Below are 19,388 nucleotides of genomic sequence, written 5' to 3' on the forward strand. Positions count from 1 at the left end.
GGAGTATGATGCGCGCATTTCTGTTTCCGGGGCAGGGGAGCCAGTCGGTCGGCATGGGCGATGACCTGTCGCAGGCCAGTGCCGTCGCCCGCGACGTCTTCGGCGAGGTCGACGAGGCGCTCGGCCAGAGCCTGTTCCGCCTGATGCGCGAAGGCCCCGAGGACGACCTCAAGCTGACCGAAAATGCGCAGCCGGCGATCATGGCGAATGCGATGGCGGTGTTCACCGTGCTGACGCGCGAGGGCGGCGTCTCGTTGGAGAAGGCCGCCGATTTCGTCGCCGGGCACAGCCTTGGCGAATATAGCGCGCTGTGCGCGGCGGGGACGTTCGACCTGGCGACCACGGCGCGGCTGCTCAAGCTGCGCGGACAGGCGATGCAGGCGGCGGTCCCGGTCGGCGTCGGCGCGATGGCCGCGCTGTTGGGTGCCGACATCGCGCTTGCGCAGAAGATCGCCGATGCGGCGGCCGAGGGCGAAGTGTGCACCGTCGCCAACGACAATGATCCGAGCCAGGTCGTGCTGTCGGGTCACAAGGGCGCGATCGACCGCGCGGTGGCGCTGGCCAAGGAAATGGGCGCCAAGCGTGCGGTGCTGCTGCCGGTGTCGGCGCCGTTTCACTGCCCGTTGATGCAGCCTGCCGCCGACGCGATGGCCGAAGCGCTTGGCCGGACCGAGTTATTGCCGCCGCACGTGCCGCTTTATGCCAACGTCACCGCTTCGCACGTCAGCGATCCCGCGACGATCCGCGAGCTGCTGGTCGAGCAGGTCACCGGCATGGTGCGTTGGCGCGAGAGCATCGCCAACATGGTGTCGGCGGGGGTCGAGGAATTCGTTGAGCTGGGCGGCAAGGTGCTTGGCCCGATGGTCAAGCGGATCGCGCCCGAGGCGAAGGTGACGAGCATCGTCACGATCGACGATATCGAAGCGCTTGCGAAGGAGATTGGATGATGTTCGACCTTAGCGGAATGACCGCGCTGGTGACCGGCGCGAGCGGCGGACTTGGCAGCGCGATCGCCAAGGCGCTGAGCGCGCAGGGTGCGCGGCTGGCGGTGTCGGGATCGAACGTCGACAAGCTCAACAGCTTCGCGGCCGGCCTTGGCGGAGACCATGTCGCGCTGCCATGCAACCTGTCCGATGGGGCGGCGGTCGATGCGCTGGTTCCGCAGGCGGTCGAAGCGCTCGGCAAGATCGACATCCTGGTCAACAATGCCGGGATCACGCGCGACAATTTGACGATGCGGATGAAGGACGACGAGTTTTCTGAGGTCATCCGCGTCAATCTGGAAGCCGCGTTTCGCCTGATGCGCGCCGCGACCAAGCCGATGATGAAGGCGCGCTTCGGCCGGATCGTGTCGATCACCTCCGTCGTTGGTGTCACCGGCAATCCGGGGCAGGCGAATTACGTCGCGTCGAAGGCGGGCCTGATCGGCATGTCGAAAGCGATCGCACAGGAAGTCGCGAGCCGCGGGATTACCGTCAATTGTGTCGCACCTGGCTTCATGACCTCGGCAATGACCGACGCGCTCAACGATGCGCAGAAGGCCGCGATCCTGTCGAAGATCCCGACCGGCGCGATGGGCGTCGGCGAGGACATCGGCGCGGCGGTCGTCTATCTGGCGTCGAAAGAGGCAGGCTACGTCACCGGGCAGACGCTTCACGTCAACGGCGGGATGGCGATGCCGTAAGGGCAAGTCCACGCCCTTGTCGCCCGGAAACACACACCTATATCGCCCATGCAATTCAATACGCGGGCGCATCGAACGTGAGCGCCGCGTTCAGTAGAGGGCAAGTAACTATGGCGAAAGTGATCGGGATCGATCTGGGCACCACGAACAGCTGCGTGGCGGTGATGGAGGGCGGCAAGCCCAAGGTCATCGAGAATAGCGAAGGCGCGCGCACGACCCCGTCGGTCGTCGCCTTTACCAAGGACGGCGAGCGCCTAATCGGCCAGCCGGCCAAGCGCCAGGCGGTGACCAATCCCGACAATACCATCTTTGCGGTGAAGCGCCTGATCGGCCGTCGTTTCGACGATCCGATTACCAAGAAGGACACCGAGCTGGTCCCGTACAAGATCGTCAAGGGGACGAACGGCGACGCGTGGGTCGGTGCCGGCGGCAAGGATTATTCGCCGTCGCAGATCAGCGCCTTCACGCTGCAAAAGATGAAGGAAACCGCCGAGGCCTATCTCGGTGAGACGGTCACGCAGGCGGTCATCACCGTCCCGGCCTACTTCAACGACGCGCAGCGCCAGGCGACCAAGGACGCGGGCCAGATCGCGGGCCTCGAAGTGCTGCGCATCATCAACGAGCCGACCGCCGCTGCGCTCGCCTATGGGCTTGAGAAGAACGACGGCAAGACCATTGCGGTCTACGATCTGGGCGGCGGCACGTTCGACGTGTCGGTGCTGGAAATCGGCGACGGCGTGTTCGAAGTTAAGTCGACCAACGGCGACACTTTCTTGGGCGGCGAGGACTTCGACGCCAAGATCGTCGAATATCTGGCCGACAAGTTCAAGGCGAAGGAAGGCATCGACCTTCGCACCGATCGCCTTGCGCTGCAGCGCCTGAAGGAAGCCGCCGAAAAGGCCAAGATCGAGCTGTCGAGCGCGCAGTCGACCGAAATCAACCAGCCGTTCATCACCGCGCGCATGGAAGGCGGCGCGACGACCCCGCTTCACCTGGTCGAGACGATCACCCGCGCCGATCTTGAAAAGATGGTGCAGGGCCTGATCGATCGCACCAAGGAGCCGATGAAGAAGGCGCTCGCCGACGCGGGCCTCAAGGCCAGCGACATCGACGATGTCGTGCTGGTCGGCGGCATGACCCGCATGCCGCGCGTCCGCGAAGTCGTGAAGGAATTCTTCGGCAAGGAGCCGCACACCGGTGTGAACCCGGACGAAGTCGTCGCCATGGGCGCGGCGATTCAGGCGGGCGTGCTTCAGGGCGACGTCAAGGACGTGCTGCTGCTCGACGTCACGCCGCTGAGCCTTGGCATCGAGACCTTGGGCGGCGTCTTCACGCGGATGATCGATCGCAACACGACCATTCCGACGAAGAAGAGCCAGACCTTCTCGACCGCCGACGACAACCAGAATGCCGTCACGATCCGCGTCTTCCAAGGCGAACGTGAAATGGCGGCGGACAACAAGTCGCTTGGCCAGTTCGACCTGGTCGGCATTCCGCCGGCGCCGCGCGGCGTTCCACAGATCGAGGTCACTTTCGACATCGACGCCAACGGCATCGTCAACGTCCACGCCAAGGACAAGGGCACCGGCAAGGAGCAGCAGATCCGCATTCAGGCGTCGGGCGGTCTGAGCGACGCCGACATCGAGAAGATGGTCAGCGAAGCCGAGCAGTTTGCCGAGGACGACAAGAAGCGTCGCGAAGGCGCCGAGGCGAAGAACCAGGCCGAAAGCCTGATCCATTCGACCGAGGGCCAGATCAAGGAACATGGCGACAGCATCGACGCTTCGCTGAAGACCGAGATCGAGACTGCGATCGCCGAAGCCAAGACCGCGGTCGAAGGCGGCGATGGCGAGACCATAAAGGCCAAGACCGATGCGCTTGCGCAGGTCGCGATGAAGATGGGTCAGTCGATCTACGAAAAGACCCAGGCCGCCGGCGGTGCCGACGCGACCACCGACGGTCCGACCGCGGACGCCACGGCAGACGCGGGCCAGCCCGAGGAAGAAGTGGTCGACGCCGAATTCTCGGAAGTCGACGACGACAAGAAAGCCTGATTGCGGCAATGGCCGTTCGTTCGGGGCCTGTCACCGGATCGCTCGCCACCCGCACGAAGTGGCGCAGCGGTCGGGTGACGGGCCCGGTTCGTGAGGGGTGGGAAAGCAGTGAGCGTGGTTGAGACCGATTATTACGAACTTCTTGGCGTCTCGCGCGATGCCGACGGCGCGACGATCAAGTCCGCGTACCGGCGGCTGGCGATGGAATGCCATCCGGACCGGCACGGTGGCTGCACCGAGCAGGAAGCCAAGTTCAAGTCGCTGAGCGAAGCCTACGACTGCCTGAAGGATCCGCAGAAGCGCGCCGCATACGACCGCTTCGGCCATGCTGCCTTCCAGCAGGGCGGCGGTGGCAATCCGTTCGGCGGCGGGCAGGGCTTCGACGGCTTTTCCGATATCTTCTCCTCGATCTTCGGCGAATTCATGGATCCGCGGGCGCAACGCGCCACCGCGGCGCGCGGATCGGACCTGCGCTATGATCTGGAACTGACGCTGGAGGAAGCGTTCGCGGGGACCGAGAAGACGATCGCGATCCAGTCGCTCAGCGGCTGCGAGGCGTGCAATTCGTCAGGCTCGCGCGGCCACAGCGCGCCGCAGACCTGCACCACCTGCAACGGCGCGGGCAAGGTTCGCGCGAAGCAGGGCTTCTTCGTGGTCGAGCGCGGCTGTCCGACCTGCATGGGGTCGGGTGAAGTCGTCGCCGATCCGTGCGGCGCCTGTGGTGGTGAAGGTCGCGCGCTCAAGAGCCGCAAATTGAGCGTCAACATTCCCGCCGGCGTCGATGACGGCACCCGTATTCGCGTCGCCAGCGAAGGCGAAGCGGGGGTCCGCGGTGCGGGGTCAGGCGACCTCTACCTGTTCGTCCACCTGAAGCGGCACGCGCTGTTCGTTCGCGAGGGAACGACGCTGATCGCCGAGGCGCCGATCAGTTTCACCACGGCCTCGCTCGGCGGGCAGATTTCGATTCCCGGGATCGACGGTGCGCGGATCGACATCAAGATCCCGGCCGGCATTCAGTCCGGCGAGCAATTGCGTCAGCGGGGCGCTGGCATGAGCGTGCTTCAGGGCCGCGGTCGCGGCGACCTGATCACCCGCATCCTGGTCGAGACGCCGACCAAGCTCAGCAAGGAGCAGAAGGCGATCCTCGAACAATTCCGCGCGACCGAGACGGGTGACGAATGTCCGGCTAGCAAGGGTTTCTTCGGCCGGATCCGCCACCTGTTCGAAGGCTGATCTACTCGGCGTCTTCCAGAATGTCGGGAAGCCGCCGGGCTACCGTCGCCAGCGTGTAGGGCTTCTGAAGGACGATTCGCGCCAAGTGACGGTCGGGCAGGCGCGCCTGCTCGCCATAGCCGGTCGCGAACATGAACGGGATGCCGAGATCGTCGAGACGGTCCGCAATCGCGAAGCTGTTCGAATCGCCGAGGTTGATGTCGAGGATGGCGACGTCGGGCTTATGCTTGTCGATGGTGACGATCGCGCCGGGGACGGTCGGTTCGCTCAGCACTTCGCCCGCACCGAGGCGAGTCAGCACGTCCTCAGCGTCGAGGGCGATGATCAGGCTGTCCTCGACGAGAAGGACCTTCCTTCCTCCCAGCAAGTCGGGCGTCTTCTTCTCCGCAATCGTCCGCGACCGCGCGTGGGGAAGGCTGATTTCCTTATGCTTTTCCGGGTCGTCGCTAACGACGATGTGATTGCCGGGAATGACGAAGCGGGCAGTGAAGCCGTCGGCAGCGTAATCGACATCGGAAGTGCCGCCCAAGTCGTAAGGGACACTGTGCTGGATGATCGTCGTGCCGAAGCCGCGGCGGGTCGGTTCGGTCACCGTCGGACCGCCGACTTCAGTCCAGTCGATGACGAGTGCTCCGCTATTGTCGATGTTCCACCGAACTTCGACGCGGCCGTTTTCGCTGAGACTGCCGTACTTGGCCGAATTGGTAACGAGTTCGTGGATGACGAGCGCCATGGTCGAATAGGCCTGTGGGCGGAGCAGGACCTGGTCGCCATAGGTTTCGATCCGATCCTGCCGGTCGCTGAGGAAGGCCGCGACTTCGGCATCGATCAGGCTCCTAAGCGGGGCTGGCCCCCACTGATCGTCGGTGATCTGATTGTGCGCCCGGGCGAGGGCATGGACGCGCTGGTCGATGGTCGCGACGAAATCCTCAATCGACGAGCCTTCGGGCGGCTTCGACTGGCGCACCAATCCGCGGATCAGCGAGAGAATATTACGAACGCGGTGATTGAGCTCGGCGATCAGCAGCTCCTGCCGATCGGACGCTGCCTGTCGTTCGACGCTGGCCTCGTCGGCCAGTCGAAGCACGACCTCGATCAGCGTGGCGCGGAGAGTCTCGGCGACGCGCAGCTCCGACGGCGTGAACTTCTCCGACTTGCCGTGGACGGTCTCCTTATATTCCTCGAAGCTCTGGCGAGGATGGAGACGCGGACCGTTGGGGCCGAATTCCACGGGCTTCTGCGGATTGCCGGCCCAGCGCACCGATTGGATGATTTCCTGCCGGAACAGGACGACATAATCGCGCGGGCTTCGGCTTATCGGGATGGCGAGCATCCCGGCCGCGCGCGAACTGAAGCGCTCGGCGTCAGGGACGAGGCTGCTGATCTGGTCGGTTGCGAAGGTCTTGCCCGCCGCAGCGCCGTTGAGCGCGTTGACGATCTGCGCGAAGCCGGGGGTGTCGGGGGTCTGGCCCGAAAAAGCGTAATTGCCGTTGATCCAGACGCCGACGCCATCGGCCGGGATCGCGCTGGTCAGGATGTCGCTGAGCCAGTCGGGATCGTTGAGTAGCGATTCGTCCGACGCGACCGCGCCGAGCAGCTGGTCGCTGATGTCGCGCGCCTGCCGCTCATATTCCATCGTCATCTGGCGCTCGCGCGCCTCGATCCGCATCGCGAACATCTGCGCGAACAATTCGGCGACCGAGCGGCGTTCGAAGCTGGGGCAGCGCGGGCTGTAATGGTGGCAGGCAATCAGGCCCCACAGCTCGCCATCGACGACGATCGAAATCGACATCGACGCGCGGACGCCCATGTTGCGCAGATATTCGATGTGGATCGGCGAAACCGAACGAAGCACCGACAGCGACAGGTCGAGCGGCTGCTTATGCTCGTCGAGGGTGGGGACGATCGGAACCGGCACGGCCTCGATGTCGGTGATGACCCGAAGCAGGCTGCGCTTGTAGAGTTCGCGCGCCTGGCGCGGAATGTCCGTCGCGGGGTAGCGAAGCCCCATGAAGCTGCCGATCCCCCCCTTGGCGCTTTCGGCGACGACTTCGCCCGAGCCGTCGCCGGCGAACCGATAGACCATGACGCGGTCGAAGCCGGTCAGCGCCCGCACTTGGCGCGCGCCTTCGTTGAAAAAGCGCGCGAGATCCGTCGCCTGTTCGAGCCGGCTGATCATTCCGCGAACGGTGCCGGTCGCATCGCCATAGTGATGCTCGGTCGACGGTTCGGCCTCGATGATCACCTGGCTGCCGACGCTGTGCACGGCAATGTCGTACGGGCGCCCGTTCTCCGCCAGCGGGCAGCGGAACATGCGTTCGATCGCATCGGCACCGCGAAGGAGCGCGAGGCGGTTGCGGAGCGAGTGGATGGCTTCGTGGCTAAGTAGGGTCGAGGCTGGCTTGCCGATCAGCGTCGCCGGATCGACATCAAAGAATTCGCCGATGTTGGCGGAAACGCGGGCGATCAGCCAATCGGTCGAGACGACCAGCATGAAGCCGATCGGCTGAATGGCGCCAAGCTGGTGAATGGGTTCGCGGTCACAATTGGTGAGATCGACTTGGGGCGGTAGTGCGGAGTTCATTCATCTTCCAAGGTCGTGCCGGACGGCATGAAGCAAGCGAACGTCTCGACTGCCTTTTGCCCCGCCAGATTCCGTTGAACGTCGGAAACGAGATTTCGTTCAAGATCAGCGATGAAGTGCCGCCAGCTGCCTTTCGGGGAGGGGGCGTCGAGGAACGTTCGGGGCATAGTGCCCGGCACGTCGCGTTTCAGCAAGGCGCCGCCGAGGCGCGAGCCTTCAAGGACGTAAGCGCCTCCCCAGATCGCGGCTTCGCTGTCGTAGGCGGGAGGCTCACACGGCGCGGGCGGCGTCAGGCCGAGTGCTTCTAAATCGCCGAGGAGCAACGTCAATCGGCGGCGACTGTCCCAGTCGGTGATGACCAGCGAAGCACCGGCTTCGTCGAGCGCCTGCTCGACGGGGAGGAACGCCGACGCCTGGGCGAGCAGGAAGCGGGCGTAATCGTCCGGATCCGCGAGGTCGAGGCGCGAGAAATAGGCGTCGACCCGCTGGTGCGCCGCATCGGTCGCGGCGCGAAGCGCGGCGCGTGCGGTCAAGCCGCGGCCGGACCGAACACCCGGTCGAAGATCGTGTCGATCCGCTTGAGGTGGTAGCCAAGATCGAACAGCGCCGACAGTTCCGCGTCCGACAGTCGCGCGGTCACGTCGGGATCCGCGCGAAGCAGGTCGAGGAGATTGAGCGCGCCGTCGCTTTCCCACACTTTCATCGCGTTGCGCTGGACGAGCGAATAGCTGTCCTCGCGGCTGAGGCCGGCCTGGGTCAGCGCGAGCAGGACGCGCTGCGAGTGGATGAGGCCGCCCATGCGGTCCATGTTGCGCTGCATGCGGTCGGGATAGACGAGCAGCTTGTCGATCACGCCGGTAAGGCGGGCGAGCGCGAAATCGAGGGTGATGCAGGCGTCGGGGCCGATGAAGCGTTCGACCGACGAGTGCGAGATGTCGCGTTCATGCCAGAGCGCGACATTCTCCATCGCCGGGACGACCGCGGCGCGAACGACGCGGGCGAGGCCGGTGAGATTCTCGGTCAGCACCGGGTTGCGCTTGTGCGGCATCGCCGACGAGCCCTTCTGGCCGGGCGAGAAATATTCCTCCGCCTCGAGCACCTCGGTGCGCTGGAGGTGCCTGATTTCGACCGCGAGCCGCTCGATGGACGAAGCGATGATGCCGAGCACCGCGAAGAACATCGCGTGCCGGTCGCGCGGGATCACCTGCGTCGAGGTCGGCTCGGGCGAGAGGCCGAGTTCGGCGGCGACATGTTCCTCGATCGCGGGATCGATATTGGCGAAAGTACCTACCGCGCCGCTAATCGCGCAGGTGGCGATGTCGTCGCGCGCAGCTTTCAGGCGGACGAGGTTGCGGTCGAATTCGGCGTAGGCCTGCGCCAGCTTAAGCCCGAAGGTCACCGGCTCGGCATGGATGCCGTGGCTTCGACCGATCGTCGGGGTCATCTTATGCTCGAGGGCGCGACGCTTCAGCACGTCGAGGAGCTTTTCGAGATCCGCGACCAGCAGGTCGGCGGACTGCTTGAGCTGCACCGCGAGGCTGGTATCGAGCACGTCACTGGAGGTCATGCCCTGATGAAGCCAGCGCCGTTCAGGACCGAGCTTCTCGCCGGCCCATGTCAGGAAGGCGATGACGTCATGCTTGGTGACCGCTTCGATCGCATCGATGGCGGGAACGTCGATCTCGCCGAGCACGTCTGCGTCGTACGCCTTGCGGATCGTGGTGGCGTCGTCGGCGGGAATCATTCCGATCTTGCCCATCGCTTCGGCGGCGAAGACTTCGATCTGCCACCAGATGCGGTAGCGGTTTTCGGACGACCAGATCGCGGTCATGGCGGGGCGGGAATAGCGAGGAACCATGGGCGAGGCGGCTAGCAGGGCGCGCGGGGCATCGCAATTGCGCCGATCAGATCAGGCCCATCGCCTTCATGCTCGACCGGCCCTGCGCGCCGACGATGACATGGTCGTGCACGGTGATCTTCATATGGCGGCCAGCTTCGATCAAATCCTTGGTCAGGCGAATGTCCTGACGGCTGGGGGAGGGGTCGCCGCTGGGATGATTGTGGACGATGATGATCGCGGTGGCGCCGAGCGCGATGGCGCGCGCCATCACCTCGCGGACATGGACCGAAGCCTCGTCGACGCTTCCGCTCCACATCGCCTCGTTGGCGATCAGCATGTTGCGGGCGTTCAAGAACAGGATGCGGACCTCCTCGATCCCCTGATGACCCATCGCCGCCTGCAGATAGTCGCCGAGCGCGTCCCAGCTTGAGAGGACGGGGCGACCCTCGATCCGCGTTTCCAGAAGTCGCAGCGAAGTCGCTTCGGCAATCTTCAGCGCGCCGATCACGCCGTCGCTCAATCCTTCGCGGCGAAGCGTCTCGGCGTCGGCTCCAAGAAGCGGCCCGATGCCGCCGAACCGCGCGATCAGCGTTTTTGCCCGCGCCTTGGTGTCGCGGCGCGGGATTGCGAGCGCCAACAGATATTCGACAAGTTCATGATCAAGCAGTGCCTTGCCGCCGCCATCGAAAAGGCGCTGGCGAAGGCGGGCACGGTGGCCGGCGGCGTCGGCCGGCCCGGGGGTCGGTTCATCCGCCATGGCATCGCAATGCTAGGGTGGCGAAAAGGACACGACAAGGGTTAAGCGTGACACAGGCGGAACGGTCCGCGAGGCGCGGGGTTGTTCGGCAGAATGAGCGTTGGCAGTGAAGATGGCGGGCTTCGTGAAGAAGTAGCGAAGGAACTCGACGAAGGTCTCGTCGAGCCTATCGTCGTTCGCCATCGCGGCCATTGGCACCGCGTATGGCGTTTTACTCGGCTTGGAATGCTGGTCATTCTGATACTGGCGCTTTTGGCGCTCGCGGGGGTGTGGATTTTTCGCAAGCCGATTGCCGAAGACCTTCTGGCGGACGAAATGCGCAGCCGCGGGGTCGAAGCGACCTACCGCATCGATCGCGTGGGCCTTCGCACGCAAGAACTGAGCAACCTTGTTATCGGTGATCCCGCCAACCCCGACCTGACCGCGCGCAAGGCCGTGGTGCAGGTGCGGATCAAATGGAACGGCAAGGTCGAGGTCTATCGCGTCGCGGCGCGCGGCGTTCGGCTGAAGGGCCGGGTGGTCGGCAATCGCGTCAGCTGGGGCCAGATCGACAAGCTGCTTCCGCCGCCAAGCGGGAAGCCGTTCACGCTGCCCGACCTCGCGGTGGATCTGAAGGACGCGACGATCGCGCTTGCCACCCCGTACGGCCCCTTGGGCTTTGCGCTGGAGGGGCGTGGCAATTTGTCGGGCGGTTTCCGCGGAAAGCTTGCGGCCTCTGCGCCGAGACTTCGGCCCGGGTCGTGCACGCTCGATTCGTTCAAGGCATTCGTTAAGGTCGGCGTGACCGCGCGAAGTCCGCGCGTCGAAGGACCGATCGGTGCGACCCGCTTCGCCTGCCCGGCGAGCAATCTCGTTCTTGATCAGCCGCGGATGGAGATCGATTCGCGCTTTTCAGAGGCTTTCGGAAGCTTCGATGGAAGCGGGCGCCTGTCGCTCGCGGGCCTCACCGCGGGCGTGAACGGCCTCGCCGGAGTCACCAGCAACCTCACCTTCAAGGGAAGCCCCACCACGATCCTTGGACGGATCGACCTGTCGGCGCGCAACGCCAGGATCGCGCGGGTGCTGGCGCAGCGGACGCGGTTCGACGGCCGCTACCGGCTGGAAGCGCGGCGCGGTGGCCTGACCTTGGTGGGCGACTATGGCGCATCCTCGGTCGCAACCGCACCGGGACTGACGTCGTCGCTGACCGATCCGCTTCGTTCGGCCGCTGGAACACCGCTGGCGCCGATTGCCGAGCGACTGGCCGCCAGCATCCAGGGCGCGGCCCGCCAATTCGACGTGTTCGGGTCACTGCGCCTGATCAACCAGCGCGGCGGGGGCGCGGTCCGGATCGAGACCGCCGAAGCACGGTCGGCTAGCGGCGCGCGGATCGACGTGTCGGGCGGCGACGGCGTGACCTTCTACTGGCCCGACAATCGGCTTCGCATCGACGGCAACATCGCTGCGGCGGGAGGCGGTCTCCCGACCGCACGCATCGCCTTGCGCCAGCCCCGAAATGGTGGGCCGATCAGCGGGACCGCCGACATCGCGCCGCTCGCAGCGGGGGGTGCGAAGCTGACGCTGGCGACCGTTCGCTTCTCGGGCCGCAGCGATGAGTGGACACAGATCGACACGATCGCGCTGATGGACGGGCCGTTCTCCAATGGACGCGTCACGGGGTTGCGCCTGCCAATCGCGGGACGGATCGGTGCCGGAGGCGCGCTCCGGTTCGGCGAGGGCTGCATCGATGCGCGCTTCGCCAGTCTGACGACGGGTTCGCTTCGCCTTGGCCCGACGCGACTTCCGCTGTGCGCGACGAACGGCGCGATCCTCAGCCGTGTCGCCGGGGGGCGAACCGACATCGGCGTCGCGACCAACAATTTGCGCCTTCGCGGCGCGCTCGGCCGCTCGCCGTTCTCGCTTGATGCGGCGCGCGCGCGGTTCGGCGACGGCAGCCGTTTCGACCTGAGCCGCGCGAGAGCGAGGTTGGGCCAGCCCAATTCGCCGGTGCTGATCAACGCGGAGACGCTGCTGGGCACTTTTGCCGGAAGCGGGATTACCGGCACCTTCGCCGGCGGCGATGCGACGATCGGACGCGTTCCGCTGCGCATCACCGATGCCGACGGACGCTGGCGGTTCTTCGGCGGCGACCTTGGCGTCGACAGCGCACTCACCGTGTCCGATCAGGCCGATCCGGCGCGTTTCTACCCGCTGCGCAGCGACAATGTCCGCTTCACGCTTGCCGACGGCCGGATCAAGGCGCTCGGGACGCTCCGCCATCCGCCAAGCGGGACGGCGGTGACCGAGGTCACGATCAATCATAATCTCGACAATGGTCGCGGCGATGCGCTGCTCGACGTTCCGATCCTGACCTTTGGCGAGCAGTTGCAGCCCGAGGAACTGACCCGCCTGACCGAAGGCGTGATCGCGCTGGTCGAGGGGTCGGTCAACGGGCAGGGGCGCATCGCGTGGAACGGCAGTGGCGGCGTGACCTCGAGCGGCGAATTCTCGACCCGCGACCTCGACCTTGCGGCGGCGTTCGGTCCAGTGACTGGCATTGCGGGGACGGTCGCGTTCGACGACCTGCTCGGCCTTACCACGGCGCCGGGACAGACGCTGAACGTCGCGTCGATCAACCCCGGTATTCTCGTCGAGAACGGGGTCATTCGCTATCAGATACTCCCGGACCGACTGGTGAAGATCGAGCGCGGCGAATGGCCGTTCATGGGCGGGCGGCTGGTCCTGCAGGAAACGATCCTCAACTTCGGCCGCCCGAGCGCCAAGCGGCTGACGTTCGAGGTGATCGGGCTCGATGCCGAGACCTTCGTCGGTTCGCTCGGCTTCAAGGAAATCCAGGCGTCGGGCGTATTCGACGGCGTCCTGCCGATGATCTTCGACGACGAGGGCGGGCGGATCGTCGGCGGTCGTCTCGACAGCCGGCCCGGTGGCGGGACGCTGGCCTATAATGGCGTCGTCAATCGCGCTAATCTGGGCACCATGGGCGGACTGGCCTTCGACGCGCTGCGCGACCTTCGCTTCCGGTCGATGATCATCCGGCTGGACGGCTTCCTCGACGGCGAATTCGCGACGCGGCTGACGGTCGAAGGTGTCGGACTTGGCAACACCAGCACCCAGCGGCTGATCCGCGCGATCAATCGCATCCCGTTCAAGTTCAACGTGACGATCCGCGGACCATTCCGCGGACTTATCGCGACCGCCAAGAGCTTCCGCGATCCGACCCAGGTGATCGAGCCCGCGCTTCCGCGCCCGCTCGATGAGGTGCCGGGAATCACGTACGAAACGCGCCGCCGCGAGGAGACGCAGCAGCAAAGCCAGACCCCGGTGGAGGAGGATATCAGCGCCACTCCGCCTTCCGCCCAGCCAACTCCAGCAAGCCAGCCATGAGGATGCCGCCCATGACCCGTTCGAAACTGCCACCGGCACTGCTCGCCGTCGGCCTGATGCTGCCGCTTGGCGGATGCATCACGGTCGACACGCCCGACAAGCCGATCGAGATCAACCTCAACGTCACCATCCGCCAGGAAGTGCTGGTGCGGTTGCAGCGCGACGTCGAGACGCTGATCAACCAGAATCCCGAGGCCTTCCCGCAGCAGACCCCGCAGAATCGCCAGTGATGCGGCCGGTCGTGATCCTTGCCTTGGCATTGGGGGCAGCGGTGGCGGCGCCGCTCGGCGCCCAGCGGCCTCCGGTCGTAGTCGAGGCGCAACGCAGCGGGACGGCGGGCGAGAAGTATAACGGCTATCAGTCCGCGGTCGGTGTCCCGACTCCCGCGCTTCGGCGGCAGGTGTCGGCGGTCAACATCCGCAGGCGTTCGCTCTATGCCAATCTGGCGCGGCGGCGCGGAGTGACGGCCGAGGAAGTCGGGCTAACGGCAGGCTGCGCGCTGCTGGCGCGGGTGCCGGTCGGCGGATATTATATGCTGGTCGATGGCGCGTGGCGGCAGCGGACCGCGAGCGAGCCGGTGATCCTGCCAAGCTACTGCCGATAACGCCTGAAGTGGCGCTTCGGGCGGCACGCGGCGGTTGACTATCGGCGCCTCGGTTCATAAAGGGGCGGCGCCTTGGCGGGCTTGTTGGCCGCCATGTTCTCAGCCCCACGCGCCCGCACCTTCCTAAGAGCGCTGGCGCACAGGTGAAGGAGTTGGGAGCATGACGGAAAACGAACCCGGGCAGGTTCCGAAGTCCCCGCAGGATGCACGGCTCGATTCGCTCGAAGAGCGACTGGAACGCGCACAGTCCCGCGAGGCCGAACGAACCGGCCAGGCGCGCGAACCGGCCGATGCCAACGAGCAACTCGGTCAGCGCGTCCTGTCCACCCTGCTCGGCGGCCTGTTGGGCGGTGCGGTGATCGGTTGGCTGCTCGACAGCCTGCTGGGCACCGGGCACGTGCTTCTGGTGGTCCTGATGGTGCTTGGCACCGTCGGCGGCTTCTGGAGCATTATCAAGATGTCGAGCCGGCGCTCCTAGGGCGACCGGCCGCTACGACTAGAAGGAAACGGCTCACGTGGCGGCAGAATCGGGCAAGATCGATCCGATGCACCAATTCCTGGTCGAGCCCCTGTTCGGGCGCGACTGGTCGATCGCGGGTCAGAACATTGCGTTCACCAACTCGGCGATGTGGATGGCTCTCGCGCTCGGCGCGATCTGGCTGTTCATGCTGGGTGGGATGAAGCGCGAGCTGGTCCCCGGTCGCTGGCAGATGGCGGTCGAAGGCTTCACCGGCTTCATCACCTCGATGATGGATGCGAACATCGGTCCCGCCGGTCGCAAGTACACGCCCTACGTCTTCTCGCTCTTCATGTTCATCCTGACCGCGAACCTGCTCGGCATGCTGCCGACGGCGCTGGTCGGACTTCACGCCTTTACCGTGACCAGCCACCTGACGGTGACCGGTGTCCTCGCGATCATGAGCTTCGCGATCGTCCTGGTGATCGGCTTCGCCAAGCACGGCTTCCATTTCTTCAGCCTCTTCGTGCCGCATGGCGTGAAGGGCCCGATGGCCGTGGTGCTGTTCCCGATCGAGCTGATCAGCTTCCTGATGCGCCCGTTCAGCCTTGCGCTTCGACTCTTCGTCGCGATGACCGCCGGCCACATCCTGATGAAGGTGCTCGCGGGCTTCGTCATCAATGGCCTCAATGCCGAAGCACTGTGGGTCGCCCCGGTCGTGGCGCTACCCAGCTTCATCCTGATGATCGGCATCACCGTGCTCGAACTGCTGGTGTGCGCCATCCAGGCCTACGTTTTCGCCCTGCTCACGTCGCTCTACCTGAACGACGCGATCAACCTTCACTAAACACCACTTTAAACCCAAGGGAGTAACATCATGGATCCTCAAGCTGCAAAGCTGCTCGGTGCCGGTCTGGCCGCCATCGGCGTCGGCATGGCCGCCATCGGCGTCGGCAACGTCTTCGGCTCGTTCCTCGAGAGCGCGCTTCGCAACCCGGCAGCCGCCGACGGCCAGCAGGGTCGCCTGTTCATCGGCTTCGCCGCCGCCGAGCTTCTCGGCCTGCTGGCGTTCGTCGTTGCGATGATCCTGCTGTTCGTTTCGTAAGAACGACACGCAGCTTCACGATTAATCCATAGGGGTCGGCCATGCCGCAGATCGCCCAAATCGGCGAGATCTTCGCATCGCAGCTGTTCTGGCTGGCGATTTTCTTCGGCGCGATTTTCGCCGTCGTCGGGCTTGGGATGCTTCCCAAGATCCAGTCGACGGTCGATGCTCGCGACGCGAAAATCGCCGCCGACCTGAAAGCAGCGGAGGGGGCTCGCGAAGCCGCCGATGCGCTTGAGGAAGCCTATCGGGCCGAGATGGACAAGAGCCGCGCCGAAGCGGCTCGCCTGTCCGCCGAGGCCAAGGCAAATGCCGCCCGTGCGACCGAGCAATCGGTCAACACGGCGGACGCCGCGATGGGCAGGAAGATCGACGCGGCGATGGTTCGGATCGGCGAGGCCCGCGCCTCGGCGATGGCGGAAATCGAAACCGTGGCCGCCGAAGCCGCCGAGCAGTTGGTCAGCCGCGTCGCGGGACTGACCGTCGATCCGGCAACGGCGCGCGCCGCCGTGGCGAAGGAACTGGCACATGGCTGAGCCGCAGGTCGAAACCGAAACCCACGCCGGCGCGGAAGTGCCCGGCGCGGCGCACGGAAGTGCCGACCCGGTCGCGCTGGGCTTCGATGCGTCGATGCTCGTCGCGCTGGCGATGGTTGTCGTGCTCGTCATTCTGTTCTGGAAGAAAGTGCCGTCGGCGATCGGCAAGAGCCTGGACAAGAAGATCGACGCGATCCGCGAGCAGCTTGCCGAGGCCGAAACGCTTCGTAAGGATGCCGAGGCGCTGAAGGCCGAGTATGAAGCCAAGGCGCGCGCAGCCGATGCCGATGCCGCGGCAATGGTCGAGCGGGCGCATCATGAGGCCGAGGCAATCGTCGCCAAGGCGTCGAGCGATGCCGAGGCGCTGATCGCGCGCCGTCAGGCGATGGCGGAAGCGAAGATCGGTGCGGAAGAGCGCGCGGCGATCGACCAGCTTCGTGCGACCGCGGCGTCGGCTGCCGCTGCCGCTGCCGCCAAGCTGATTGCCGACCGCAACGACCAGAATGCCGACAAGGCGCTGGTCGACCAGGCAATCGCCGGCCTCGGCCGCTAAAACTCAAAGAAATACGCCGGGCTGAATGACAGCCCGGCGCCTTTCCATCCTTACTGAGCGTGCTGCCCGCCAGCGGCACTCACGCCTTCCAGCGCGGTCGCCGCGGCCGATTCCTGCGCTTCGCGGCTGAGGTCGCCCAGGCTGACCATCCCGACCAATTTGTCTTCGGCATCGAGCACCGGCAGGCGTCGAACCTGCTTGTCGCTCATCCGCTGGGCGATCGCGAGCACGTCGTCGGTGTCGCGGGCATAGATCAAGTCGGACGACATCAGGTCGCGGACCGAGCAATCCGGCCCCTTGCCCTCGGCAACACCGCGCACGGCGATGTCCCGGTCGGTGATCATGCCGATCACCTTGTCGCCATCGCAAACGGGGATCGAACCGGTGTCGGCCGAGAGCATGAAGCCAGCGGCCTCCTGCGCGGTAGCGTCAGGGGAGACGGTCTTGACGTCGCTCGTCATCAGGTCGCGAATGTTCATGGAAAAATCCTCCTTGGAATGCTCGGTCAACGAGCGGCAAGGAGTCGGCGTTCCGCCTATTCGCTCAGGGCAAATTCTCGGTCAGCAGATCGTAGGTCGCGACGAGATCGTCCTTCTGATTGAAGACTTCGACCGCCCAGCGAACGACGCCGGTTTCCTCGCTCTTGAGCGCCTTCGACCGAACCGTGAGTTCGACCCGCATTGAGTCGCCGGGATAGAGCGGGGAGAGGAAACGCAGATTCTCCAGGCCGGTGTTGGCGAGGACGGGGCCGGGGTCGGGCCAGACGAACAGGCCGGCGGCGAAGCTGAGGATCAAGTAACCGTGCGCGACACGGCCTTCGAAGATTGGCGACGCCTTGGCCGCTTCTTCGTCCATGTGGGCGTAGAATTTGTCGCCGGTGAATTCGGCGAAATGCTCGATGTCCTCGATCGTAACCGTGCGTGAGGCGGTGCGAAGCGTGTCGCCGATGTGGAGGTCGCGCATTCGCTTCCGGAACGGATGACCCTCGACGAAGCGCTTGGGACCGCCGGGAATATATTGTCCACTGATCGCGGCGATCATGCCGGGGGTCGACTGGATCGCGGTGCGCTGCATGTAATGCTTCACCCCGCGAATGCCGCCCATCTCTTCACTCCCGCCCGCGCGGCCCGGGCCGCCGTGGACGAGGACGGGGAGCGGCGAGCCGTGGCCGGTCGATTCGGCGGCATTGTCGCGGTTGATGACGAGCATCCGCCCATGGAATGCCGCCGCGCCCTGGATGAAGTCGCGGGCCACGTCGGGCGAATGGCTGAACAGCGACAGCGCGAGGCTGCCCATGCCGCGATTGGCAAGCGCGACGGCATCGGCGAGGTCGCGATAGGGCATGATCGTCGAGACCGGCCCGAACGCCTCGACGTCGTGGACGGCGGTGGCGGTCCAGGGATCGTCGGCGCGAAGCAGGATCGGGTCGAGGAAGGCGCCAGCCGAATGTCCCGGCGCAGCGTCGGGGTCGCCGACGACGATCCGCGCCCCGGCTTCGACCAGCTTGGCCACCTGGCGGCGGACGTCGTCGCGCTGGGCGCAGGAGACGAGCGCGCCCATGCGACTGGCCTTGTCGCGCGGATCGCCGACGACCGTGGCGGCCAGGCGCTCTCGGATCGCGGCTTCGACCGCGTCGAGATATTCGGCCGGCGCCATGGCGCGGCGGATCGCGGTGCACTTTTGTCCCGCCTTGACGGTCATCTCGTTGACGACTTCTTTGACGAACAAGTCGAACTCGGGCGTCCCCGGGGCTGCATCGGGTCCGAGGATCGAGGCGTTGAGGCTGTCCTGCTCGGCCACGAAGCGGACGCTTTCGCGCGCGACGACGGGGTGGGAGCGCAGCTTGAGCGCGGTCGAGGCCGAGCCGGTGAAGCTGACCACGTCCTGACCGGTGAGGTGATCGAACAGGTCGCCGACCCCGCCGACAATCAACTGCACCGCGCCAGGCGGAAGCAGGCCGGTGTCGATCATCACCCGGAAGGCGGCTTCGCACAGGTAGGCGGTCGACGAGGCCGGCTTGATGATTGCGGGAACGCCGGCGAGCAGGGTGGGCGCCAGCTTCTCGAGCATTCCCCACACGGGGAAGTTGAATGCGTTGATGTGGACCGCGGCGCCCTGCATCGAGGTGTAGATGTGCTGACCGACGAAGCTGCCTTCCTTCGACAGTGGCTCGAGTGCGCCGTCGAGCAGGACATTCGCGTCGGGAAGCTCGCGCCGGCCTTTGGACGAAAAGGAGAGCAGGGTGCCCGCGCCGCCTTCGATATCGATCCAGCCGTCCTTGCGGGTGGCGCCGGTGAGGTAGTTGAGCTCGTAAAGCTCCTCTTTCCGCTCCAAGATGGCGAGACCGAGGCTTTTGAGCAGGCGCGCCCGATCATGGAAGGTCATCGCGCGGAGCGCGGGACCGCCGACGGCGCGGGCATGGTCGAGCATCGCCTTGAAGTCGATTCCGCCCGATCCGGTGCTCGCGACCTCGGTGCCGTCGATCGCGGAAACGAGGGATGACTGGCTGGCGGCATCGCCGGCGATCCAGCGATCCTGGGCGAAGTTCAGAAGCTGAGCGGTTTTCATGGTCCCTCGATAGGCGATCCGGGCGGGTG

At 65.5% G+C, this 19,388-nt stretch carries 18 protein-coding genes; 12 read left to right on the top strand and 6 right to left on the bottom strand.

Annotated elements, in window-relative coordinates; all coding sequences use genetic code 11:
• Window positions 1-8 precede the first annotated feature (8 nt).
• The 4 genes from fabD (at window position 9) to dnaJ (ending at window position 4,971) form a co-directional block, all read left to right on the top strand.
• Window positions 9-947 carry an ACP S-malonyltransferase gene (fabD, locus tag SH584_RS11755; protein WP_322840984.1) on the top strand — a complete coding sequence of 313 codons (939 nt, stop codon included), beginning with the start codon at window positions 9-11 and terminating at the stop codon, window positions 945-947.
• Window positions 947-1,684 (top strand): 3-oxoacyl-[acyl-carrier-protein] reductase, encoded by a 738-nt coding sequence (fabG, locus tag SH584_RS11760; RefSeq protein WP_322840983.1) that lies wholly within the window; start codon window positions 947-949, stop codon window positions 1,682-1,684. Before fabD ends, fabG begins: the two co-directional genes overlap by 1 nt.
• Window positions 1,685-1,794: 110 nt before the next feature.
• Window positions 1,795-3,738, top strand: coding sequence for a molecular chaperone DnaK (gene dnaK, locus SH584_RS11765; protein ID WP_322840982.1), 1,944 nt, complete (start codon window positions 1,795-1,797; stop codon window positions 3,736-3,738).
• Between the two features lie 114 nt (window positions 3,739-3,852).
• Entirely contained in the window at window positions 3,853-4,971 is a 1,119-nt protein-coding gene (dnaJ, locus tag SH584_RS11770; protein ID WP_324807306.1) for a molecular chaperone DnaJ, read from the top strand.
• Between the two features lies 1 nt (window position 4,972).
• Here the strand turns inward: dnaJ and SH584_RS11775 are convergent, their stop codons facing one another.
• From SH584_RS11775 to radC, 4 genes are read right to left on the bottom strand one after another with little or no spacing between them, the layout of a single operon-like run.
• Window positions 4,973-7,555 carry an HWE histidine kinase domain-containing protein gene (locus tag SH584_RS11775; RefSeq protein WP_324807308.1) on the bottom strand — a complete coding sequence of 861 codons (2,583 nt, stop codon included), beginning with the start codon at window positions 7,553-7,555 and terminating at the stop codon, window positions 4,973-4,975.
• Complete coding sequence (locus SH584_RS11780) at window positions 7,552-8,088, bottom strand: biliverdin-producing heme oxygenase (protein ID WP_324807310.1); 537 nt, start codon at window positions 8,086-8,088, stop codon at window positions 7,552-7,554. Before SH584_RS11780 ends, SH584_RS11775 begins: the two co-directional genes overlap by 4 nt.
• Window positions 8,085-9,413: an adenylosuccinate lyase gene (gene purB / locus SH584_RS11785; RefSeq protein WP_322840979.1), complete on the bottom strand. Its 1,329-nt coding sequence runs from the start codon at window positions 9,411-9,413 to the stop codon at window positions 8,085-8,087. Before purB ends, SH584_RS11780 begins: the two co-directional genes overlap by 4 nt.
• A gap of 46 nt (window positions 9,414-9,459) precedes the next feature.
• A complete protein-coding gene (radC, locus tag SH584_RS11790) occupies window positions 9,460-10,152 on the bottom strand; it encodes a RadC family protein (protein ID WP_324807312.1) in 693 nt (230 codons plus the stop codon).
• Window positions 10,153-10,245: 93 nt separating this feature from the next.
• On the opposite strand from radC, the gene SH584_RS11795 reads away from it, so the two are divergent.
• From SH584_RS11795 to SH584_RS11830, 8 genes are all read left to right on the top strand, one after another.
• On the top strand, window positions 10,246-13,536 hold the full coding sequence (locus tag SH584_RS11795) for an intermembrane phospholipid transport protein YdbH family protein (protein ID WP_322840977.1): 3,291 nt from the start codon (window positions 10,246-10,248) through the stop codon (window positions 13,534-13,536).
• Window positions 13,537-13,547: 11 nt separating this feature from the next.
• Window positions 13,548-13,766 (top strand): YnbE family lipoprotein, encoded by a 219-nt coding sequence (locus SH584_RS11800; protein WP_322840976.1) that lies wholly within the window; start codon window positions 13,548-13,550, stop codon window positions 13,764-13,766.
• Window positions 13,766-14,140 (top strand): YdbL family probable chaperone protein, encoded by a 375-nt coding sequence (locus SH584_RS11805; RefSeq protein ID WP_322841378.1) that lies wholly within the window; start codon window positions 13,766-13,768, stop codon window positions 14,138-14,140. Before SH584_RS11800 ends, SH584_RS11805 begins: the two co-directional genes overlap by 1 nt.
• A 160-nt stretch (window positions 14,141-14,300) precedes the next feature.
• Window positions 14,301-14,618, top strand: a complete 318-nt coding sequence (locus SH584_RS11810) for an AtpZ/AtpI family protein (RefSeq protein WP_322840975.1) — start codon at window positions 14,301-14,303, stop codon at window positions 14,616-14,618.
• Window positions 14,619-14,655: 37 nt separating this feature from the next.
• Window positions 14,656-15,444, top strand: a complete 789-nt coding sequence (locus tag SH584_RS11815; protein ID WP_322840974.1) for a F0F1 ATP synthase subunit A — start codon at window positions 14,656-14,658, stop codon at window positions 15,442-15,444.
• A 30-nt stretch (window positions 15,445-15,474) separates the two neighbouring features.
• Window positions 15,475-15,702, top strand: a complete 228-nt coding sequence (locus tag SH584_RS11820; RefSeq protein ID WP_322840973.1) for a F0F1 ATP synthase subunit C — start codon at window positions 15,475-15,477, stop codon at window positions 15,700-15,702.
• A gap of 41 nt (window positions 15,703-15,743) precedes the next feature.
• Complete coding sequence (locus SH584_RS11825) at window positions 15,744-16,238, top strand: F0F1 ATP synthase subunit B family protein (RefSeq protein ID WP_324807317.1); 495 nt, start codon at window positions 15,744-15,746, stop codon at window positions 16,236-16,238.
• Window positions 16,231-16,791: a F0F1 ATP synthase subunit B family protein gene (locus tag SH584_RS11830; protein ID WP_322840971.1), complete on the top strand. Its 561-nt coding sequence runs from the start codon at window positions 16,231-16,233 to the stop codon at window positions 16,789-16,791. Before SH584_RS11825 ends, SH584_RS11830 begins: the two co-directional genes overlap by 8 nt.
• Before the next feature lie 50 nt (window positions 16,792-16,841).
• On the opposite strand, the gene SH584_RS11835 is transcribed toward SH584_RS11830, so the two are convergent.
• Window positions 16,842-17,270 (bottom strand): CBS domain-containing protein, encoded by a 429-nt coding sequence (locus SH584_RS11835; RefSeq protein WP_322840970.1) that lies wholly within the window; start codon window positions 17,268-17,270, stop codon window positions 16,842-16,844.
• A gap of 64 nt (window positions 17,271-17,334) precedes the next feature.
• Window positions 17,335-19,359 carry a phenylacetic acid degradation bifunctional protein PaaZ gene (gene paaZ, locus SH584_RS11840; protein ID WP_322840969.1) on the bottom strand — a complete coding sequence of 675 codons (2,025 nt, stop codon included), beginning with the start codon at window positions 19,357-19,359 and terminating at the stop codon, window positions 17,335-17,337.
• Window positions 19,360-19,388: the final 29 nt, after the last annotated feature.

Source organism: Sphingomonas sp. LY29 (genome assembly GCF_035593985.1).
GTDB lineage: Bacteria > Pseudomonadota > Alphaproteobacteria > Sphingomonadales > Sphingomonadaceae > Sphingomicrobium.